Consider the following 22,583-nt stretch of genomic DNA (forward strand, 5'->3'; position numbering starts at 1 on the left):
TTGAGAAATAAAGATTCTTCTAAAAATCACTCCCCCACCATCACAAAAGCACCCCAATAATAGGGTTCGTTGTACTTTTCTTTGAGTTTTAGTTGAGCAGCTTTAAAGGCTTCTCGTTTTGATTTTCCATTTAGAAGATTTTCATAAAAAGTAACCATCAAAAGTTGTGTAGCTTCATCACTTACTTTCCAAAGCGACATCAAAAGTGTCTTTGCCCCTGCCTGACGGAATGCTCTTTGAAGTCCATAAACGCCCTCGCCATTTTCTATATCTCCCAAACCTGTTTCACACGCAGAAAGAACGACTAGCTCTGTGCTATCAAGATTTAGGTTCATTGCTTCTTCGGCAGATAAAATGCCATCATCTTCTCCTGTTTGTGGGTTTTGGCAACCTGCTAAGAGCAAACCACTACGTAAAAAAGGATTTTTTAATAAGTTTCTATCTTCTGCTTCTTGTAGTGTTTTGGGTTCTCCTTTTGTGATTTTATTAATAAAAAAACCATGAGTAGCAAAGTGTAAAACAGTAGGGTTTTGGAGTGCTTTTATATTTTCTTCGGTTGCTTCTTCATTTTGAAACAATGTAGTAGAAACAGATTTTTTATTTAATAATGAAGTGATTTTATTGGTTTCTACTTTTGTTCCCTCCAAGACTGGCACGACTGTTTGCTGCCCTATCACACGTTGTAAGCCGTTCAGACTTCTATCTTCGCCATTTATTTTTAGAGTATCTTCTCCATTGAGGTTATAAGAAGGGTAACCCAGTAAATAAGCATTATATTCTTTGAAGTTCTTTTTTAGATTACTTTTTTGTTCTATCAAGTCTCTACTACTCGTTATGAGTTGAATGTTTTGTTCTTCTATCAAAAACTTATTTGTTTTTGGATTCAAAAGCGTATTTAGATTGAGTTTGTGATAGATTCCATCTGCTGAAAAATAAACTTTTGAGTATTCTTCTGTATTTGTAATACTAGCAAGGCTATCTAATTTATCTTGTATTGGTTTCCAATATTGATTATATGATTCTGTGTCTTCTAATTGAAAATCAATATTATTTTGATAAAAAGATAAAGCTCCATTTTCTAGCTCGTTTCCATTTTCTAAAACCAAAAGCTCTGGACTTTCTTTGGTTTGGTCTGTAAGAATCAAAGCAACATAAACTGTATCTTTTGGATTGCCTTGTTTATCCTCTCTAACCAGTCGTATGAGTTCGATAGTAGCTTCATCTTTTTCTAATTTTTTCTGCACATCTAACCACAGATACTCTTTTACTTGCGTATTTTCTTTAAAGGTTACTGATTTTTTAGAAATTTTTCTTTCTAACTCATTAATTTGAAAAGCTATTTCTTTGAGATTTATACTACTATCTCTTTCACTAATAGGGGTTTGAAGCAAGGAAATATAATCCTCTTTTTGGGTTTTCCAATCTTCATATTGATTTATTAATGTAGAATCTCCACTAGAAAGAATCTGTTGCTTCATTTTTTGAGTAGAAGAAAAAATAATTCCTTTTGTAAAAAGTTGCTGATTGAAAATATTTTTACTTATAGCTTTGTTAGTAGAGTAATATTCAGTAGAAAGTTTTATATAATTCGTAAAAAGCACATTTATACTAGAAAAGTACTCTTGTTTTTCACTTTCTGAAAGTGTAGGAAAAGTAATTGCTATTTGTTTTTTCTTATTTTCTATAGTTTCTATATACAAAGGCTCTGCTTTTTGATATAGTTCTTGACTCTTATATACTTTAGCTAGATTATTGCAAGAAATAGCATAGTCAGGATGTTCTTTTCCGAGTATTTTTTCTCTTATATTTTTTGCTTCTATATATAGAGATTCAGCTTTTTGATATAGTCCTTGTCTGTGGTATAACCTAGCTACATTATCACAAGACTGTGCATAATTTGGGTGTTCTTTACCTAATACTTTTTCTCTTATATTTTTTGCTTTTATACACAAAGGTTCAGCTTTTTGATATAAGCCTTGTTCTTGATACAAAAAAGCTAGATTATCACAAGAGGTAGCATAATCAGGGTGTTCTTTACCTAACATTTTTTCTCTTATATTTTTTGCTTCTATGTATAAAAGTTCAGCTTTTTGATACAAGTCTTGATTAGAGTATAAAACAGCCAAATTACTACAATATGTAGCATAGTCAGGATGTTCTTTTCCCAGTATTTTTTCTGTTATTTTTTTTGCTTCTATGTATAAAGGTTCAGCTTTTTGATATAAGCCCTGTTTGTAGTACAAAGCAGCTAAGTTATTACAAGAACTAGCATATTCTATACTTTCTTTTCCTAGTATTTGTTCTCTTATATTTTTAGCTTCTATACATAGAGGTTCAGCTTTTTGATATAGTCCTTGTTGGTAGTATAAACTCATTATGTTACTACAAGACTCTGTATAATCTGGATGTTCTTTACCTAATATTTTTTCTCTTATATTTTTAGCTTCTAACCAAAGAAGTTCTGTTTCGTCATAATTTCCTTGATAATAATATACAATTCCTAATTCTCTACAAGAAACAGCGTACAAACTATCTTTTCCGTTTTGTTTTTTAGCTACTTGAAGTGCTTTTTTAAAATAGATTTCTGATTCTGGGTAGTTAGCTTTACTCCTTAAATCTTTTCCCATGCTATTTAATTCTTTCCAAGATAGATTTTCTATTGTAGTCTCTAAGCTATCTAAATTGCTGGTTCCTTGTGCTTTTAGTATTGTAAGACTAGACAAACAAAAAATGAGGGTAAGTACAAATAATTTCATAATAAATAGGAACTAAAAATATAAGTAATTTGTAATCCTTAAAAATACGAAATTATTTAAGAAACGTCTGTACTTTGTCAAGAATCACTCCCCCACCATCACAAAAGCACCCCAATAATAGGGTTCATTGTACTTTTCTTTGAGTTTTAGTTGAGCAGTTTTAAAGGCTTCTCGTTTTGATTTTCCATTTAGAAGATTTTCATAAAAAGTAACCATCAAAAGCTGTGTAGCTTCGTCACTTACTTTCCAAAGCGACATCAAAAGTGTTTTTGCCCCTGCCTGACGGAATGCTCTTTGAAGTCCATATACACCTTCACCATTTTCTATATCCCCCAAACCCGTTTCACAGGCTGAAAGAACTACTAATTCAGTTTTATCAAGGTTGAGGTTCATTGCTTCTTCGGCAGATAAAATTCCATCTTCTTCTCCTATTTGTGGGTTTTGGCAACCTGCTAATAAAAGACCACTTCTGAGTAATGGATTTTCCAAAAGAGTCTTGTCTTGTGCCTCTTGCAATGTCTTTACGTTACTTTTTGGAATTTCATCAATAAAAAAACCATGGGTTGCAATATGAAGTATCGTCGGATTTTGAAGTGCTTTTATATTTTCTTCTGTGGCTTCTTTGTTTTGAAAGAGTGTGGTAGAAATATTTTTTTGATTGAATAATTGATTTATCTCGTTGGTTTCTACTTTTGTTCCTTCCAATACAGGAATAACCGTTTGCGCCCCCACTACACGTTGTAAGCCATTCAAACTTCTGTCTGTTCCATTCACTTTTAGTGTATCTGTTCCATTTAAATTATAGGTTGGATAGCCAAGTAAAAATGTTTTATATTCTGCAAAGTTTTTATCTAAGTCTGTGTCTTTGCTTTCTTTATTTTTAAATTCTATCAAATCTCTACTGCTCGTAATTAGTTGTAGATTCTGTTCTTCTACCAAATAGTTGTTTGTTTTTGGGTTGAGAAGTGTATTGAGATTTAGTTTGTGATAAACTCCGTCTGGAGAGAAATAGATTTTGGAATACCCTTTTTCTGAAAGCTGATTTAATCTGTCTTGAATTGGTTTCCAATACTGATTGTACGATTCTTCACCTTCTAATTGAAAATCAATATTATTTTGATAAAATGAAAAAGCTCCATTTTCAAGTTCGTTTCCATTCTCTAAAACCAAAAGTTCTGGACTTTCTTTTGTTTCATTAGAAACTATTAAGGCTACATATACAGTATCTTTTGGATTATCTTCTAAGTCATATTTTATTAGATGAATTATTTCCACCACAGCTTCATTTTCTTTCAGATTTTGTTGTACATCTTGCCAATTGTATTCTTTCTGATTTGTATTTTGTTTGAAAGATTCAGATTTTTTAGAAATTTCTCGTTCTAGTTCATTGATTTGATAAGCTAGTTCAGTAATATTTATAGCCTTGTTTCGCTCTTTTATAGGGGTTTGGAGAAGGTTGATGTAGTTTTCTTTTTGTTTTTTCCAATCTTGGTATTGATTGATTAGTTCTTCGTCTCCACTACTTAAAATCTGTTTTTTCATTTTTTGAGTAGAAGAAAAAATAATTCCTTTTGTAAAAAGCTGTTGATTGAAAAGGTCTTGACTTATTTTTTTGTTGGTAGGGTAGTATTCGGAAACAAATTCCGTAAAAATCTCAAACATATTGGCTACATCAGCGTAATAAATTTGCTTTTCTCTCTCCGATAAAGTAGGAAACAAAAGACGAATTTGTCTTTTATTATTATCCATGGCATCTTTATAATACAAGTTGCTTTTTACATACAAACCTTGTTTGTGATATAAAAAAGCAAGATTGGCAGTAGTCATGATACAGGTAGGATGATGCTTACCAAGAGATTTTTGGTATATAAGAAGAGCATTTTTGTATAGTTTTTCTGCTTTTTTTAATTGACCCTGTGTAGCATATAAAGTACCGAGATTATTAAGGTCGTCTGCATAGAGTGGACTATCTTTACCAAATATTTTACGGTCAATTTTTATTGCTTTTTTAAAGTAAAATTCAGCTTTATCATATTTTTTCATATCCGTATAAAGATTCCCTAAGTTGTTACAAATAGAACTATAACCTTCATCTTTTTGCCCAAATTCTGCTTCATAGATTCGCATGGCTTCAAAATATAGTTTTTCAGATTCTTTGAGTCTTTCCGTGTCTGAATAAAGGTTGGCTAAATCTTCACAAGTCATCCCATACCATTCATGATTTTTACTCACTCTTTTCTCTATGATAGCTTGTAGGTTTAAATAGATAGGTTCGGCTTTATCATACAAATACTGCTCACAGTATAAATCTGCAAGTCCTCTCATAGCACTTAGATAAACCCCTCCTTCTTTGCTTGTATTTTCGGAGGTATTTTTTACTTCCAAAAAAAGAGGTTCTGCTTTTGTGTATTCCCCACTTTCTAAGTAAAAATTAGCTAACTCATAACAAGAGTGGATATATTTCCTGTGAGTTTTGCCAACTATTTTTTTATTTGTCTCTCTGGCTTCTAAAAATAATGGTTTGGCTTCTTGAAGTCTGTAACTATCCAAATAGACATACGCCAAATGTATTTTTACTTGTGTGTAGAGCGTATCTTCTTTTCCAAACTCTTCTTCAATTTTGAAAAGGGAAGCCTTTAAATATTTTTCTGCTTTATCATATTTTTCATCATCCAAATACTCTAATCCTATACTGTCTAATTCTTGATAAGACAGTTTATCTAAGTTTTGTGCATAGCAGACAGAGAATGAAAATGATACAAGAAAAAGACTAATTAAAAGTTTCATAAATGCTTAAATAAGTAAGTTGAATTTATTTTTTCGAAAAAGGTAAGCATTTTTGATGTAAAGTATAGACTTTGTTAGAAAATTCAAAAAAATCTTACGATTAGGAACACAAATATTTCTTAGCTAATTTTGTATTGTCAAAAGTATTTACGAACTTTGCAACTCATTCATTTACAGATAGATAGCGTTTTTCGTGAATATTCAAAAACTAGGAACAAAATTTGTTCACAAATGATTGATAAAGAAGGAAAAAAATTATAATTATTAAAATAAAACTCGTTAAAACCAAATGGTCGAAACAACAAAAGCCACTCGTTATAAAGTAAAAGACATCACTCTAGCAGAATGGGGTCGTCGTGAAATGCAATTAGCAGAAGCAGAAATGCCAGGACTTATGGCTCTTCGTGAAGAATACGGAGATTCTAAACCACTTAAAGGCGCACGTATTGCAGGTTGTCTGCACATGACAATTCAAACTGCTGTTTTGATTGAAACACTTACTGCACTTGGTGCAGAGGTTACGTGGTCTTCTTGTAATATTTTCTCTACACAAGATCAAGCTGCTGCTGCTATTGCTGCAACAGGAGTTCCTGTTTTTGCTTGGAAAGGTATGAACGATGAAGAATTTGACTGGTGTATCGAACAAACTCTTTTCTTTGGAGAAGGCGAAGACCGTAAGCCATTAAATATGATTCTTGATGATGGAGGAGACCTTACTAATATGGTTTTGGATCGTTACCCTGAATTAGTAGCTGGTATTGGTGGTATTTCAGAAGAAACTACAACTGGTGTTCACCGTCTGTATGAGCGTATGCGTAAAGGAACTTTACCATTGCCTTGTATCAACGTAAATGACTCAGTTACAAAATCTAAATTTGATAACAAATATGGTTGTCGTGAGTCTTGTGTAGATGCGATTCGTCGTGCTACTGACGTAATGATGGCTGGTAAAGTAGCCGTTGTAGGTGGTTATGGCGACGTAGGAAAAGGCTCCGCTGCTTCTCTTCGTGGTGCTGGTGCAAGAGTTATCGTAACAGAAGTAGATCCAATTTGTGCGCTTCAAGCTGCAATGGACGGATTCGAAGTGAAGAAAATGATTGATGCTGTTAAAGAAGCTGATATTATTGTTACTGCAACAGGTAATAAAGACATCTTGACAAGCGACCACTTCTTAAACATGAAAGATAAAGCTATCGTTTGTAATATCGGACACTTCGACAACGAAATCGATATGGCATGGCTTAATGGAACGTATGGAAAATCTAAAGTAGAAATCAAACCTCAAGTAGATTTATATACATTAGAAAACGATAAACAAGTTCTTGTATTAGCAGAAGGACGTTTAGTAAACTTAGGTTGTGCAACAGGACACCCTTCTTTCGTAATGTCTAGCTCTTTCACAAACCAAGTATTGGCTCAATTAGAACTTTATACGAATCGTGATAACTACAAAAACGAAGTTTATACACTTCCAATGCACCTAGACGAAAAAGTTGCTCGTTTGCACCTTTCTAAATTAGGCATTGAGTTAGAAGAGCTTTCTAAAGACCAAGCTGATTATATCGGTGTAACTCCAGAAGGTCCTTATAAGCCAACGTATTACCGTTATTAATAGTGATAAATTTTTAGTGATTAATTATTAATTACTGAAAATTTTTACTTGAGAAATCCATTAGCATTAATTTGTTAGTGGATTTTTTTATTCTTTACAAAATTTGAGACAACAGAAATAGTAAATTATTCGTCAATATAATATTGTAAACGAAGAGTGTTTTTTGTATAGAATTTGTGTAAATTGAAGTGATGATAAAACAGATTAAACAAATATTGAACTGGGGCGTAAAGGATGAACAAAATCCTGTTGAGCAAAGGCGTGTAAGGTTGCTCAATACTGCCTGTTGGTTGGGAATTATATCAAATATTATTTATGCTGCTTTCTTTGCTTTTTTACAGGATTACCTTCCTGTTTGGACAAACTTGGTAGCTGTTATTATTCTTTTGTGGTTATTACATCTCAATAAAAAAGGCAAACATCGTGTCGCTACTTTGGGCTTTTGCTTGGACATACCCATTTACTTTGTAGTAATGGCTTTAGGTCTTGGTAAAGAAATAGGATTGGAACTTTATTTTATTGTTACGGCTATTATGCCTATTCTATTTTTTGATAAGTGGAAAATTATTATTCCATTATTTTTGATGAATATAGTATTATTTCTTGGTGTTAAGTTTGGCTATGACTACATAGAACCTTATTTTCATCCTGCTACAAACTATTTTGCAGAGGTAAAGCTAAGTAATCGTATTAATATTTTTCTTTTACTCTTTATCATTATTGGTAGCTTTAAAGAAGAATTAGTTGCCTATCAAAAGAATATAGAAGAACAAGGCAAGATATTGAAAGAAAATAATGAAGAAATCAGTACCCAAAACCGAGTAATTGAAGAAAAAAGTAAGACACTAGAACAAACCTACAAACATATAAAAGACAGCATCACGTATGCCCAACGCATTCAGAATGCACTTTTAGGTAGTCCAACAGACATTACTAATTATTTTTCAGAAGCCTTTTTATTTTTTCAACCAAAAGATATTGTAAGTGGAGATTTTTATTGGTTTTATCAAAATGAAAAAAATACAGTTTCTATACTTGTAGTGGCAGATTGCACAGGACACGGCGTTCCAGGGGCATTTATGACTGTTATGGGAGCAAATTTTTTAGATGAAATAGTGAGAGAGCAAGAAACTTTTGAGCCTTCAAAGATTTTATATCAATTGGATTATAAAATTACGACAGCTTTAAAGCAAATTGATTCGAAGGTAAATGATGGAATGGATGTAGCTGTATTGGTATTGGAAAAAGACAAAAACGAGGTGCAGTTTGCAGGAGCTAAAAACCCTCTTTGGATAGCTCGTGATGATAAAATGATACAATATAAAGGCTCAAAATTTCCGATTGGAAGTGGACAGTATAAAACCAAAAAGCAATTTGATACAGAAACAATATCAGTAAATAAAGGAGATATTCTTTATCTTTTTTCAGACGGTTTTCAAGACCAATTTGGAGGAAGTAATAATAGAAAATACCTCAAAAAGAGATTTCGTGAGTTTTTGTTGAGTATTAGTTCACAAACAACTCAAATCCAACATAAAAAATTAGATGAAGAAATTAATACGTGGAAAGAAAATACATCACAGACAGATGATATTTGTGTAGCAGGTATTCGGGTTGTATAAACTGAATTGATTACTTTTTCCATTCTTCTTTAGCTTCTTTACTCAAAAGTAACATTGCAATTCCTATAAGAAATAAACTAACAGAGAAAACAGTAGAAACACCAAATACAATGTTCTCAAAGCTAGATGTATCATTATTTTTGAAGAAAAGATTATAAACTACAAAACCAAAAACTCCAATTCCTGTCATAAGAGAAAAGATAGAAGAAACCCAACTTCCTATTTTGGGAAAAATAAGAAGTAAGCCACAAAGAACAAATAATGTGGTATAAATTGGAATAAAAACATTTGGTAATTTATTAAAAACATTGTTGATAACCATCATAATAGCAAACATAAAAAAAAGCGTTGCTACAATACGATTTATTTTAAGAAAATAATTATGTTTTGGAACTGTTTTAGAAGATTTTAAGAAATCTGTATCCAAAATATTATCATTATCTAATTCGTATACTTTACTTCCTATTCCCACTTTGGAAAGTGCTAATAAAAAAATAAACAGCATAGGGGAAAAAAGCAATAACCCTAGTGCTAATGCTACTTTCATTTTCTGTACTACAACTACTACAACCAAATATTGAATAAGTATTGAGAAACTAACTAAATAATTTATTTTTTTTGCAAGTGCAATATCATCTTTCTGCCAAAACACAAATCCTGCTAAAGCAATACAACCAATTAGGAAACAAATTATAAGAGCAAGAAAATCATTACTTCTCATGAGGTTATACAAAGAACCTTCTTTATCTGTTAGTACAAACCCTACAAAAAAAGCAAAACAAAATAAAGCTATGGACAAATGAATAAAGGAAATACAGAAGTGAGCAGGTCTATTAGCTATCATAATTTATTGATTTTCAAGTTTATTTTTAGTTTTCCATTCTTCTTTGGCTTCTTTACTCAAAAGTAGCATTGCCAAAGTAATACACAAAAACAGAAAGCTCAAAACGGCTGTAGATAAAGAAATAACTAACTCAATTTTTTCTAAAGCATTATCAGGAAGGTCAAAAAGAAAGAATACACAAAAGATAACTAATATACCTACTCCTGATAAAATACTTACTACCGAAAAAATCCAACTTCCTATTTTGGGAATAAATAAAAGAAGTAAGCTACCTGCCAAAAATAAGGTAGGAATAAAGATAATTTCTTTTGGGGCAGAAGTTTCGATAAGTATATTAATTATAAAAATAGAGAGAATAAAACAACTAAATGCAAATACACGATGTATTTTCCAAAAAACAGAAGGTGCTTTGTTTGCGTCTTTTTCTGTCAGAAAATCTATATCTAATAGGTTAGAGTTAGATGTATCTCTTTGTATTGATTTTTGCAAATATTCTACGTTTCCTATCTGTGAGAAAGTAAGTAAAAAAACAAAAATAGAAGCTGTCAGAAGAGGACTTCCCAAAATTATAACTATGTCTGTCCTAGAACTGTTCGCTAGTGTTAGTAATATACATTGTACAATCGCCAAAAAAACTAAAAAGTAGCTTATTCGCTTTGATAAAAGGATTTTTTCAGTTTGCCAAGTTACGAACCCACAAAAAGCAACACTACCTATTAAAAACAAGTCTATAAATATAAATAAAGTATCTTTTTGTAATAGATGGGCTAATGAAAGTATTCGCTCAATTCCTATATACATCACACAAACAGAAAAGGAAAATAAGGATAATGCCAAATGCAATAAAGAAAAAGCAGTACGAACGGAATTGTTAGCTATCATAATTTATTGATTTTCAAGTTTGACTTTAGTTTTCCACTCTTCTTTAGCTTCTTTACTCAAAAGTAGCATTGCTAGGCTTATGCACAATGTAGATAAACCAAATAAACCGATAATAAAGTTAAATAGAATCAGCATTTCCATGTTAGTATTTAGATTTATAAGAGGTTTATAAATAATGAAAATTAGAAATGCACAAGGTATAGAAACGGCAACTAAAACACTAAAAAACGTAAAAATTAAACTTCCAGTTTTAGGTAATCTCCATAATAATACACTTATTATTAAAAATGGGAAAGGTAAAATGAATTTCCAATCTAATGATGAGTCAGTAGTGAGAAAGAAACTGAACAACAAAACTGATGATAAAAAACAAGTACAAGAAAAAATACGACTAATAGACCAAAAGTAATCTTTCTTCTTAACATCGTATTTAAAGCTCAAAGTATCATTATCTAAAATGTCTATAATTTTTTCATTCGTAGTTTGTACACTACTATGCTTGAAACATAATGTATTTGTAAAGTTGAACAGAAATAGGAAAAAAGCTGGAATAAAACTAATAGTGAACATACTTACAATATCACTTACTTGATTACGCTTTTCTAGCATAAAAAAAAATTGAACTAAAAATAGTAAACATATAAAGTAATTCAAGTATTTTATAGAAACACCATTATTAAAGTTTAGATGAGCAAAGTTAATAAAACAACTTATTGAAAGCAGAAGCAAAATTATAAAATTATGGACTGAATGACTCTTCACTAAATACTCAAAATTTCCTTCTTTTGTATATAAAAAAATGAACATAAAAATACATAGATTTAACAATGCAAGACCTAAATAAGTCAGAGAAATACTAAAATGACTAGATTTGTTAGCTATCATAAATGGCATAAATTGATAAATAAAAAAGCATTTTATTCTAAAGATAAGAATAAAATGCTTTTTATTAGTTGAATGCTTTATTAGAAAATAGGCTTTATTTCTTTTTAGAAAGTAACCATTCTTTTGCTACTGCTCGTTCCTCAAAATAACCAATCTTAAATTTATTATTGATTGCCATAAGTGATTTTAAAAGCACTTGGGCTGCAATACGCTGAAAAGTTGTGCTTGATTTTATTACTGCAACTTCAAAGTTTGTTCCTAGTTCTTTTTGAAGCATTGGCATAAATTTTAGTACCAACCAAGCTCTTGATTTAGAGGAAACTGCTCCTACATTTTCTTGGTTAAACAAAACCTTGGTATAACCGTGCGTTTTTTCTGAATCTAAGAGAAGTAAAAAAACTTCTTTGTATTCTTCTTCATTTATATCACCCTCCATCTTAATAACTATATATTCTTCTTTATTATTGACAAAAGAAGTAATGGATTTATCAGGGCTTTCGTAAAAAGGCATCATAACGGTATGACTGTAAGTAATGGCTGTTTGTGAGTGTATTATAATTTACAAAAGAACAAAATTTATTCTCATTTAACAAAAATACGATTTTCATGAAGTTTTTAACTAATTTTTAACTAAAAATTTCTCTCAAAAGTGCTATTTAGTTATTGTATAATTAATTTTTGAGTAATAATTCCTTTCTGAGTTTGGATTCTGACTAAATACATTCCATTTGAAGGGCGTTTTAAATTAATATCAAAATTAGAAATAAACGTATTTGGAACATCTTTTTGATAAATTATTTGTCCAATAGAATTATAAATTTCAATTGATTCTACTCTCAAATTTTGTGTTTCTAAACTAAAACTTCCTTTATTTGGATTAGGATATAGATTGACTAAATCATTTAAGTTTTTATCATCAGTTCCCAAGACTTCATCAGGAGATAAAATTACAGAAATTGCATTCGAATAATTCTGACCACGATTAGCTGCATAAGAAAGCCAGTCGCCATTTGATTTTCTTTCCCACCCTTTTCCTTCTTCTTTCTTTTCCGTAAAAATGGTAAATGTATTTAGGCTTTCATATTCTAGTTCTACGCTAACAAAAAACTGATTAGGAACAGCCTGTACTTCATCAAAAACAACTCTAGTAAACTGTCTTCTTCTAAAAATATCTCTGTCTATCAATGAATAAAGAATTTCTTGGCGATATAATTCTTCATTGGGTTTTCCATCAGCATCTACTGACCAAACCACAACATCAAAAGTTGTGTTGAGATTTCTTATGGCTGCATCTGCGAAAAAAATATCTACGGCATAGAGTTTATCAGAAGAACCAAAGTCGCTAAAATACTCAGCTTTACTTACCGTACTCCCATCATCGTGTCCTGCAAGTGGTTTGTTATTTATTAATTCTTGCTTCAAGTTTTCGGAAGTTATGTTTGTTACTTTTTTTCCTTTAATCACTTCGATTGCATCAGTTTGTGTACTTTCTCTTGTTCCTAGAGGGTTTGAAGATTGAAGTGTAACATCATAAACTCCTTCTTGAGTGAATGAAATTTGAGGAGAGATTCCGTTTGCTTGTAAGATTGTATTTCCTTCAATTGTCCAATTAAAATCCACTCCGAAATCTGTTTGAGAGAAAAACTTAGCTTTTTCAGAAAGTAAAATCAAAGGATAATTAATATCAAAATCAACAGTTGGAAGATTTAAATTAGTAGCTTGACGAATACGTAAGTTATCCAAATATAGACCGTTATTATTTGCTCCAATATTTCTGAACTTTACCTGTGCGAAACGAGCATCGTCTTCTACCTCTATATAAAATATGTACGAGTTCCATTGAGCAGGTAGTGGACTAAAAGCTGCTGCTTGATTAATGGCTGTTTTGAGTTCTTCCCCTCCTTGTTTCCAAAGCGTCAAAAATTTATCTCCTCCATCAGTAGCATAAGAGATTTCTAAAGAATCTGAAATTTTGTCTTTATCAAATCCATAAGCAACATCAAAACGAACTTCAAGAACACGGTTAGTTGGGACATTAATAAAAGGCGAGGTAAGTGTTAATTTTGCTTCACAAGAACGATTAGTTTTGTTAGGAGCGTAGATAGAAAACTCACTTGAGCCATAAGAACCTTCTGAAAAAAGTAACCAATTTGTTATATCTGTTCTTTCGAAGCTCCAGCCTTCTTTGGTAAGTCTTCTATCTTCAAAATCTAATAAAGTTTCATTTAAGGCTGCTAGATTATCATTTATTACTTCAATTGCGACTTGTCTAGTAGCTTCTGTTCCATCATTAGACAAAACCTTCAAAGTAGCTACAAAATTTCCTTCTTGTGAGTAAGTAATAGTAGGATTTTGCTCAGTAGAAGATGATGGAGTTCCACCTTCAAATGTCCATTGATAGGCATCTATCTGTTTATTTCCTGTAGCGAGAGATTTATCTGTAAATTTTATTTTTCCTCCTTTGATGACTTTCTGTTTAGAAAATTCAAAGATAGAAAAGATTTTATTTGCTATTGGTTCGGCAACATTCGAAGTCAAAAGCTCTTTTCTGCGAGGAGAAATTTCCAAAACAGCGTGCATACGCTCTACTTGATCAGCTGTAAAAAGTGTCATACACTCATCATCTGTATAATCCATAAAGTTCTGTGTCATTATAATTTTTCCTTCTTCACAAGAAGGTTCGTTTAGATTACAACCTCTTTGATCTTTGGGACTATTGGGAGTATCCTCACAAAAATCATCATTCGAGCATGATTTATTAATTCCCCATGTATGCAGAAGACCAAAAAAATGACCTACCTCGTGAGTGGCAGTACGTCCTCTATTAAATGGTTTGCTTTCAATGAGTTGAGGAGCATTTGGTGTCTTTTCTATTGAACCAAAATTTATGTACCGAACCACAATACCATCTGTATTTGCTTCTCCTTCATCTTCCTTTAGACCACCCAAACCCGATAAGTTAGGAAATTGTGCATAACCAAGGTCATCATATTTTGCTACCCAAATATTAAAATATTGATTTGGATTCCAAACTGTAATAGGTTTTGCATAAGCATCAAAAGTAGGTCTAATCCATTGTTGAAGACAACCTTTTGTACGAGTGATTCCAATTTCTGCTAGAGGATTGCCTTTTGGGTCAATAGTGGCAGGGACAAATTCGATACTCGGATTTGCAGCTACGCTTTTAAAAACATCTACTGTTTCGTCTTTATCAGGATTTGTAAAATTAAAATCTTCATTCAAAACTTCTATTTGTCCATAAATCTGTGCAGCCGAAATATTTGTACCCTCTCCTATCGGCTCTCCATTGTGGATTACATGAACGATGATAGGGATTCTGTAAGTAGATTCTGTTCTTTCTACTTTATGTAATAATGGGTTGTTTTTTCTGTTTTCCTTCTTTTCTTTAATATATTTTTGCAGTATGTTTTCAAAGGCTTCACTTCCTGCTATTTTATTCTGTGAGTGATACGATGAACTAGAAGTAGTACAAGTTCGCTGCGAGAAACCATCAGAATAAGAAAATAGAAATAAACTTATTAGAATAAAATAAAATAAAACGTTAGATAAGAAATTGGTCTTCATTATGGCTATTTTTAGAAATATCAAAATTGTAGCAAAAAAACAGAGTAAACTATCTAGTAAAAGTACAAAAATTGAACTAAAATAAAATACTTCTTTGTGCATTTATTATGAGGACTCGACAAAGTAAGATTTGGTTGCATTTGTTTTTGAAATAAAAAAACTACCCAGTTGTAATTTCTCTAGTTATTATCTTTTTTCATTAGAAGTTAATTATTTTCTGTTCCCAACATCTGACGCATTACTCGCTTTTCAAGGTTCAATAATGAGGTGTCATTTGGAGCGAGTAAAAGAGCTTTTACAACATTTTCGTAGGCTTGTTTTTCTTTATTTCGCTCTAAAAAATAAATAGTCTGATTTTTTATTTTATTGATTTCAATCTTTACATATTCGTCCAAAACTTCAAGGTGAGTTTTGACTAAAGCAGAGTTATATCCAATCGAATCAGCTTGTTTATAATGTTTGTAAGCATCAAGAAACTGCTTTTTCTTAAATGCAGTTTCTCCTTCTTCTACAAGTTGAAAGAATATTTCTTTTTTAGGAATAATATTTTCTATTTCTTTGATTTCTGTATTTACACTTATCGTTTGAGTAGAATCTGCAAAATCTAAAGCAATCGTATAGTTTTTGAGAGCTTCTTCATAATTAGTAGAATTTTTTTGATAATTAGCTGTCTGAAAATAATTTTGAAACTTGAGTAACTTTTCTTTTTCATTCGTTCGAATCAAAGAATCTTGTGCTGTTTCTAAGGCTCGTAACTGAGCATTATTTTTTAAGTTTAGAGAATGCACCCAAAGCCCTAAACCACAAGCAGCCAAAAGTGCAACAACAGCAAGGGTAAGAAAAATACGCAATCTTAAAATCGTTTTTTCTTGTTTTCTTTTTTGTGCATTGACAGACTTTATGCTCTCCGAAATAAATTCTTTTTGAATAGATGTTGGAGTAGGAATTTTATTATGCTTTTTGCATTCTTCTAGCCAGTTTTCTGCAATAGCAAGTTCGTTTCCTCTCAAAAGAAAAGCATAATTTTTTTCGTTAATGTTCCATTCTAATGCTTTTTGCTGATATTTTGAATGTTTTTGTGTGTGTTCTCTATCTATATTTAAGGCTCTCAAAAGCTCTCTAAACTGTTGTCCATTATCAGCTTGAAGGTCATTTTCTAAACTATTTTTAGAAAAGTCTATCCATTGAATATGACTAGGGAAATAATCTGGCATTTCTTTTACTTCTTTCAAACGAACTAAAATAATTCGTTTTCCCATCGAAAGAGCGTGTAAAACTTCATCCTTACAGTAGGGCGAAGAAATAGAAGCAGGAGAAATAATAAATAAGAAATTATCAGATGTTTCGATGCCATTTTTGATTTCTTTTCCAAAATCCGAACCAGCAGGAATACATTCTTGGTCAAACCACGTCGTGCGTCCATTGAGTTGAAGCTCTTCATTGAGCCAACGAGCAAAATCGCCATCATTACGAGAATAAGAAATAAAGACTTCACTACTAAGCATACCTATTTTGGCGATACTTTCCTCAATGAATTTTTCGTGTAGCTCTGTTGGTGTATTTAGTTTATTGTTGGTAGTGTTACTTCCTTGTTTTTTGCCTTGATTGAGCCACGTTTGGGCTTTATCCAAGTTGTGTCCACGCAATAAAATAGCATCGTTTTTATGCTGTTCTTCCCATTTCAAGGCTTGTGAAAGATAGCGTTTGTGGTTTCTGTAATAGTCGTAATTGTCTTCTAAGATGCAGATAATTTCATCTAAATCCTTTTCAAAATCTAAATTTTCTGTAAAGTTATCTTCTATTCGGTTGTCTGTCAAATCAATATAGGAAGAGGAAGAATTAGAAAGGAGTGAACGCAAAGCCTCAGGTAATTCTTCTGTATTGACATTTTTGGCTAAGATTATAATAATTCGTTTGTGGAAAGTAAGCGCAAAACGAAGTTCTCTCAAACAATCCGAATTTTTGGCAGAAGAAGGAGAAAGTACAAAAACAAAATTATCAGCTTGAGCAATTTGCTCTTTTATTTCTTCTGTATAATTAGATTCATCAAAACCTTTTTGAGTTTCTCTTTGAATTGAATTATTAGGCAAAGCAACTGTAATTCCTGCTTTAATCAATCCTCTACGGATTTTTTGAGTTTGTTGTCTTTCTTGTTTAGCAAAACATAAGAAAACTTCTGACATCAAGTTATCAGCATTTTTCTTTGATTCTGTAATAAATTCACTATGCAAAACAGAAGGCAAACAGGGAGGTTGCTCAGGTGAAACAAAATTTTTGGTAAGCCAATTTTGTGCTTCTTGTCTTTTTTCTCCTACTAACAAAAGGTTTGTTTGCCTTCTGTTACTTTCCCATAAAAGAGCCTTTTGGAGTAATTCTGTATGGAGATAAACGTATTCTTTTTGCTTTTCGATAACCTTCAAAATACTTTCAAAACTATCATCAAAGCTATCAATATCTTTTCCAAAAATAGGAATTGGATTTTCTTTTATAAACGCTACTTCTTCGTGTTTGCGCCAACGGTTTTCATAAGTAAGTTGCCAGTTATAAAGTTGATTGATATGGTCTTCTGAAAGCTGCTGACGAGCATGTACCCAATCGGTTTTGCCCAAAAGCTCATGCGAACGATTTAAGACATCTTTTTTAGAAAAAATGGGCAAAACATCCATTCCGTTTGCCTCATAAAACTGTACCAAAACGCTACGTTCTTCGTAGGATAAAGGAGCATCTTTTGTATCAAAAATGACATTTTGATCGACAGGAATCACTCGTTTTCCTAGCTTTCTAGCATATTCTAATTCTATCAAACAATAAGCAGAAGTAAGGCAACGAGGTGCAAGAATAAGGATAAAATTATGAGCCGATTCTATGCCATGAGAAATACGTTTGGAATAATCGTCGCCATCAGGAATATTGACTTTATCAAACCAAATTTCATAGCCTTTTAGCTTCAAAGATTGATATAATCTTCCTACAAAGCCTAGACTTTCTCTTCTTCCATACGAAATAAAGGCATCTTTTGTCATGAAAATAGCTTGGACTAAATAATTTAATAATTAGAATGTAGCTAAAATACAAAATTTATACAAATTTATTTTTTATTCATTTTTAACTCTACAAGCTTAATATATTTTACTATTGGATAAAACGAGGAAAACAAAGACCATACGAAACCAGGAAAACCATTTAGGAAACAACCCCTTAGAATATAAAGTTGAATAAACTTGATAGGCAAATAAATTATTATTACAAATTTAGGTTTGTTTTTTCCATTCTTGATATATTTTTCAGAAGCTAAAGTAGTATAACGATTAAATTTATTGAAATAATCATGTATATTTTTATAGCTATAATGTAGCATTTCATTTTTGAATGCTCCTATTTTTCCTTCTACTTTTATAATTTCGTGTACCTTGTCTAACGTAACGCCTCCTTTATTTTTATTGAAAAGCCTAAGGCAAGGTTTTTTAAGTTCTGATTGAATTCTTTTTTCTAAAAAAATAAGAGTACGTGGTAAATTAAAAGCACTCTCTTCAATGGTTTCCTGCTCTAGCTTTTTTTGTATTTCTTGTTGTAATTTTTTGGAAAGAACCTCATCAGCATCCATAGACAGAATCCAGTCATACTTGGCTTGTGAGAAGGCAAAGTTTTTTTGCGTACCAAAACCATCAAAATCTCTAATAAAAACTTTACAATTATATTTATCATAAATTTCTTGACTTCTATCAGTGCTTCCAGAATCTACTACTATAATCTCATCACACCAAACGAGTGCCTTTAAAGTTTCTTCAATAATAGTAGCTTCATTATAAGCAATCAAAACAGCACTTACTTTATGAGTCATACAAAGAAGGGGGGAAAGGATATTAAACGTTATCACGGTTATTTTTGTATAAGGTGTTTTTGTGCATTCGTTTGCTCATAAATGAATTTGTCGCTTTCTCAGAGCTGAACACACATGAATAATTAACCGTGGTAACATTTATTTATTAAAAAATAATACTAATCTAATGAGACAAAGTTATACAAAAAAATATGATATATTAGCACTACAAACAGTCTGCTTAACGAGACTGACCTATATTCATATATTATTTTACCCACTTAAAAAAACGTTCCCAACGCACTCTTGCCCAATTTTTGATTCCGTCAGCAGGTGTTTCGGAGTGATAGATGACTAAAGGAGTACCTATTAAGTGGTCTTCTGGAACAAGCCCCCACATACGGGAATCAGATGAATTATGGCGATTATCTCCCAAAACAAAATAATAATTTTGTTTGAAAATATAGTTTTCTGTTAATTTACCATCAATAATAAGTTGATTATCAATTATTTCTACATCGTTATTGTATTCATAATTTTTGATGATGTTTTCATACAAAAGTAGTGTTCCTTCGTGCATAACAATTGTATCTCCTTTTTTTGGAATATAATACGAGCCAAAATAATCTCTATTCCAACCTAATTTTTTACTGCTTTCAGTCATTGAATTATCAGAAATATCATTTTGCTCAAAGAACTTAGGCGTAATTTCTTCAATTCTCAAATCTTGCCTTAGTTGATTGGCTTGTTTTGGCGTAGTGTAAAGTAAATAAGTCTTTGTTTGAGGTTCTTCTTTGATTACTTCCTCTACTTTTCTATTACGTCCTTTTTTTCTTTTGCTGTTTTTGAATTTCTTGATGCGTTTTACTTCTTTGGTTTCGATTTCTTTCCATGTCTGTACGTCTGTGTGATGAAAAACAGTTTCTGGCTTTTCAGCTGTTTTGACGATATAACTAAGCTGCATATCAGAAGGATTGGGTTGCCACTCTCCATTTCTGAAAATATCTTGGCGCATAATCTGAATTCTATCTCCTGCCACACCTACGCAACGTTTGATATAACACGTTTTGTCTTCTATCGTTTCAGAATCACCTATGCTATCCAATGGATAATAAAAAATAATTACTTCACCAGCTTGTACATCTCTTAATTTGGGAAGCCTATCAGGTAAAAGACTAGAAATATTAAAATCAAATCCTGCCTTTTTTGTATTTGAGTTTTGTTTTTTGTGAGGGATTTTTGCGCCAAAAGGAAGTTTGTTGCATACTATTTTATCTCCTCTCAGAAGTGAACCTTCCATTGAAGAAGTGGGAATAATGAAATACTCTAAGGCAATTTGTTTTAATGTAAATAAAGAAATACAGGTAAAGAAGAGAAAATAAAGGCGAAACCACCATTTTTTGGATTTTGATTTAATTCTATCAATTTTTTTTATTTTCATGGTAATTTTTATAATTATTGAGTAAGCGGCTATAATAATCTTTTATCAAAATAGGAGTTGTTTTTTTTACAATAGAAAGAAGAAAATTCTACTGTTTGTCTTGTAGTTGTATAATTGCACAAAACACGCCATAAATTCTATTAAAATAGATGAAAATTGATTTTTATTGAGTTTTTATAGAAATAATTAACTTTATTCGGAATAATAGATGGATTTGTATTGATTAAGCGAAACTTTATTTTGTTTAGTTGTTGCTTTAATAGAGGAGTTTTGTTAGCTATTTTATTTTTAGTATCTTAAATATCTATCCCCAAAAAAATACCAAATTTACTTTCAAAAACTTCTGAAAAATGTCTAAATCCAAAATTTTCTTTATTGTTTTATCTGTCCTTCTTCTCATTGTGGGAAGTGTTTATGGATATGAATATTTTACCAACAAAAGTGCCATTGAAAAAGCAGATGCTTTATATAAAGAGGGAAAGTTTGATGAAGCTCTTCCTTATTACAAAAAAGCTCAAAGTGGTTTTTTTGGTACATATAGTTATGAATCTTGGATGGGAGAATATGATATAGAAAATTTGCAAACCTATGTGTTGCCTACGTTACAAAGAGCTACAAAGCATGTAAAAAGTGACAATGTTGATTCATTGTTAGTTTCCTTTAAGAAGTTAAAAGTTCTTGATATAAGCCATGGTACTTATAGAATCATTCCTATACTTTTGAATAAAGAAATTACTGAAAATAAAAAAATAGTAGAGCAAAAAATACTTAGTTTAGCTAAGAAAGCTGAAAAGCAAGACCCAGCAGAAGCAATAAAGTTGTATTCAGTTTTTGATTATAAAGATGAAGAGTATAAAACTTATCAAACTAAAATAAAAACGCTTTATAAACCTGCTTTTTTACAAAAATACAATGAAAAGGAGTATTTAGAAGCTCTTCAAGTGTATGAAAAAATGGATATTGCAGACAAAGAGCGATACAAAAACGAACTCAAAGAACCTGTAAATCATAGCCGATTAGAAGCTGCTAAAAAAAATCAAAAGTTTGCCTTATTGATGTATATGAATGGAGACATGTCTGTTTTAGAAAATGTTACCAAGATTCTTTTGGAGGTAGATTCTACAAGTACGTATGCACCAGCAGCTAAAACAGAACTTGAAAATCTCAATCAAGAAGTAGCTTATCAGATGGGAACAGAGGAATATAAAGCAGGTAATCTTGATGAATCGCTCCACTTTTTTGCTCAAATTCCTCCAAAATCTCATCATTACGACGATTCTAAAAATAAAATAGCTGAAATTGCGAAGAAATTAGAACAAGAATATAAAGAGGAAGCACTTGCAAAAAAGCGTACAGAAGCTTACGCCGAAATCAAAAAACAGCTTTCTCCTTATTTGAATAATAAATCGACGTATTCAGTTATTCTAGCTGATGCAATGGATATTAGTGATAAAAAACTCAAATATAATATCATTTATCAAGATAAATCTGTTCCGACCACAAAGACAACAGGTTTTATGAAAGTGAGTGACAGTACATACGATTTTTTCCTAGATGATGTAGGAATGGAAATTTTGTCTAATAAAGGACAGCAAATAACACAAGCAGGATATAGCAATTATGTAGGAAATACCAATTATGGACAATGGAGAGAAAATGATGAAGGTTCTTTTTGGGAGTTTTATGGAAAGTATGCAATGTTGAGTACGCTTTTTAATTCCAACAGAATCTATAGAGATGATTACACTACTTATAACCGTTATTACCGAACATCTTCTCGTCCTTATTATGGAAGTGTGTATGTTCCTTTGAAGTCGGCTGTCAAGAAAACTCCTCGTTTTCAACAAACTGTAAATAACCGTTCTCAAAAAAGTTGGTTTTATGCCAAAAGTGTTCCCTCTCGTTCTGTAAAAAGTAGTAGTACAGCCAGTACCAGTAGTAAAAGTTGGTATTATGGAAAAAAACCAATGAAAAGAAGTAGTTATACAAGCAAATCAACAGCTTCGAATCGTAGTAATTATGGACGTTTTGCACGTTCTAGCTCTTCTTCTTCTAGTTCAAGTAGTGGTGCTTATCGTTCTTCTAGTTCATCGTCGTCTTCAAGAAGTTCTTCTAGCTCATCTAGTGGTTATCGCTCTAGCTCTAGTAGCAGAAGCTCTTCTAGTTCATCTTCACGTACAACACGCTCTAGCTCATCGTCTTCTCGTTCTCGTTCTTCTTCTCGTGGTGGAAAATAAAACTGATTTTTGTGTTCTTGAAAACATAAGTAAAAAGATTAGCGTTTATAACCCTAGACCCTAAGAGTATTTCAAAATACAAATCCTTAGGGTCTTTGTTTAAATATTCTAT

13 protein-coding genes are annotated in these 22,583 nt (G+C 31.6%); 3 read left to right on the forward strand and 10 right to left on the reverse strand.

Annotated elements, in window-relative coordinates:
• Positions 1–26 precede the first annotated feature (26 nt).
• The gene (locus WAF17_RS17025) at positions 27–2,756 is read right to left on the reverse strand and encodes a tetratricopeptide repeat protein (protein ID WP_338762162.1); all 2,730 of its coding nucleotides are present in this window, start codon (positions 2,754–2,756) and stop codon (positions 27–29) included.
• Positions 2,757–2,840: 84 nt separating this feature from the next.
• The gene (locus WAF17_RS17030) at positions 2,841–5,543 is read right to left on the reverse strand and encodes a CHAT domain-containing tetratricopeptide repeat protein (RefSeq protein WP_338762165.1); all 2,703 of its coding nucleotides are present in this window, start codon (positions 5,541–5,543) and stop codon (positions 2,841–2,843) included.
• Between the two features lie 289 nt (positions 5,544–5,832).
• Here WAF17_RS17030 and ahcY point away from each other — a divergent pair, with 289 nt between their 5' ends.
• Together ahcY and WAF17_RS17040 are read left to right on the forward strand one after the other, a co-directional pair.
• On the forward strand, positions 5,833–7,155 hold the full coding sequence (gene ahcY, locus WAF17_RS17035; protein WP_338762168.1) for an adenosylhomocysteinase: 1,323 nt from the start codon (positions 5,833–5,835) through the stop codon (positions 7,153–7,155).
• A gap of 191 nt (positions 7,156–7,346) precedes the next feature.
• Positions 7,347–8,777, forward strand: a complete 1,431-nt coding sequence (locus tag WAF17_RS17040; protein ID WP_338762170.1) for a SpoIIE family protein phosphatase — start codon at positions 7,347–7,349, stop codon at positions 8,775–8,777.
• Positions 8,778–8,787: 10 nt separating this feature from the next.
• Here the strand turns inward: WAF17_RS17040 and WAF17_RS17045 are convergent, their stop codons facing one another.
• From WAF17_RS17045 to lepB, 8 genes are all read right to left on the reverse strand, one after another.
• Entirely contained in the window at positions 8,788–9,621 is an 834-nt protein-coding gene (locus WAF17_RS17045) for a hypothetical protein (RefSeq protein ID WP_338762172.1), read from the reverse strand.
• Between the two features lie 3 nt (positions 9,622–9,624).
• On the reverse strand, positions 9,625–10,503 hold the full coding sequence (locus WAF17_RS17050) for a hypothetical protein (RefSeq protein ID WP_338762174.1): 879 nt from the start codon (positions 10,501–10,503) through the stop codon (positions 9,625–9,627).
• Positions 10,504–10,506: 3 nt separating this feature from the next.
• Positions 10,507–11,112, reverse strand: coding sequence for a hypothetical protein (locus WAF17_RS17055; protein ID WP_338762176.1), 606 nt, complete (start codon positions 11,110–11,112; stop codon positions 10,507–10,509).
• Between the two features lie 370 nt (positions 11,113–11,482).
• Positions 11,483–11,902, reverse strand: coding sequence for an STAS/SEC14 domain-containing protein (locus WAF17_RS17060; protein ID WP_338762179.1), 420 nt, complete (start codon positions 11,900–11,902; stop codon positions 11,483–11,485).
• A gap of 146 nt (positions 11,903–12,048) precedes the next feature.
• Positions 12,049–14,973 (reverse strand): M43 family zinc metalloprotease, encoded by a 2,925-nt coding sequence (locus WAF17_RS17065; protein WP_338762181.1) that lies wholly within the window; start codon positions 14,971–14,973, stop codon positions 12,049–12,051.
• A gap of 206 nt (positions 14,974–15,179) precedes the next feature.
• A complete protein-coding gene (locus WAF17_RS17070) occupies positions 15,180–17,996 on the reverse strand; it encodes a toll/interleukin-1 receptor domain-containing protein (protein ID WP_338762183.1) in 2,817 nt (938 codons plus the stop codon).
• A gap of 65 nt (positions 17,997–18,061) precedes the next feature.
• Entirely contained in the window at positions 18,062–18,814 is a 753-nt protein-coding gene (locus WAF17_RS17075) for a glycosyltransferase family 2 protein (protein WP_338762186.1), read from the reverse strand.
• 247 nt (positions 18,815–19,061) lie between these two features.
• On the reverse strand, positions 19,062–20,234 hold the full coding sequence (gene lepB / locus WAF17_RS17080; RefSeq protein ID WP_338762189.1) for a signal peptidase I: 1,173 nt from the start codon (positions 20,232–20,234) through the stop codon (positions 19,062–19,064).
• 350 nt (positions 20,235–20,584) lie between these two features.
• Here lepB and WAF17_RS17085 point away from each other — a divergent pair, with 350 nt between their 5' ends.
• Positions 20,585–22,471, forward strand: a complete 1,887-nt coding sequence (locus WAF17_RS17085) for a hypothetical protein (RefSeq protein WP_338762191.1) — start codon at positions 20,585–20,587, stop codon at positions 22,469–22,471.
• Positions 22,472–22,583: the final 112 nt, after the last annotated feature.

This window comes from Bernardetia sp. ABR2-2B (assembly GCF_037126435.1).
GTDB lineage: Bacteria > Bacteroidota > Bacteroidia > Cytophagales > Bernardetiaceae > Bernardetia.

What these genes read in the sequence shown, in the direction of transcription:
- WAF17_RS17030 (WP_338762165.1), bottom strand. Translation starts at nt 5,543, where the DNA reads ATGAAACTTTTAATTAGTCTTTTTCTTGTATCATTTTCATTCTCTGTC.
- WAF17_RS17075 (WP_338762186.1), bottom strand. Translation starts at nt 18,814, where the DNA reads ATGACTCATAAAGTAAGTGCTGTTTTGATTGCTTATAATGAAGCTACT.
- WAF17_RS17060 (WP_338762179.1), bottom strand. Translation starts at nt 11,902, where the DNA reads ATGATGCCTTTTTACGAAAGCCCTGATAAATCCATTACTTCTTTTGTC.
- lepB (WP_338762189.1), bottom strand. Translation starts at nt 20,234, where the DNA reads ATGAAAATAAAAAAAATTGATAGAATTAAATCAAAATCCAAAAAATGG.
- WAF17_RS17055 (WP_338762176.1), bottom strand. Translation starts at nt 11,112, where the DNA reads ATGCTAGAAAAGCGTAATCAAGTAAGTGATATTGTAAGTATGTTCACT.
- WAF17_RS17085 (WP_338762191.1), top strand. Translation starts at nt 20,585, where the DNA reads ATGTCTAAATCCAAAATTTTCTTTATTGTTTTATCTGTCCTTCTTCTC.
- WAF17_RS17065 (WP_338762181.1), bottom strand. Translation starts at nt 14,973, where the DNA reads ATGAAGACCAATTTCTTATCTAACGTTTTATTTTATTTTATTCTAATA.
- WAF17_RS17070 (WP_338762183.1), bottom strand. Translation starts at nt 17,996, where the DNA reads ATGACAAAAGATGCCTTTATTTCGTATGGAAGAAGAGAAAGTCTAGGC.
- WAF17_RS17045 (WP_338762172.1), bottom strand. Translation starts at nt 9,621, where the DNA reads ATGATAGCTAATAGACCTGCTCACTTCTGTATTTCCTTTATTCATTTG.
- WAF17_RS17040 (WP_338762170.1), top strand. Translation starts at nt 7,347, where the DNA reads ATGATAAAACAGATTAAACAAATATTGAACTGGGGCGTAAAGGATGAA.
- ahcY (WP_338762168.1), top strand. Translation starts at nt 5,833, where the DNA reads ATGGTCGAAACAACAAAAGCCACTCGTTATAAAGTAAAAGACATCACT.
- WAF17_RS17025 (WP_338762162.1), bottom strand. Translation starts at nt 2,756, where the DNA reads ATGAAATTATTTGTACTTACCCTCATTTTTTGTTTGTCTAGTCTTACA.
- WAF17_RS17050 (WP_338762174.1), bottom strand. Translation starts at nt 10,503, where the DNA reads ATGATAGCTAACAATTCCGTTCGTACTGCTTTTTCTTTATTGCATTTG.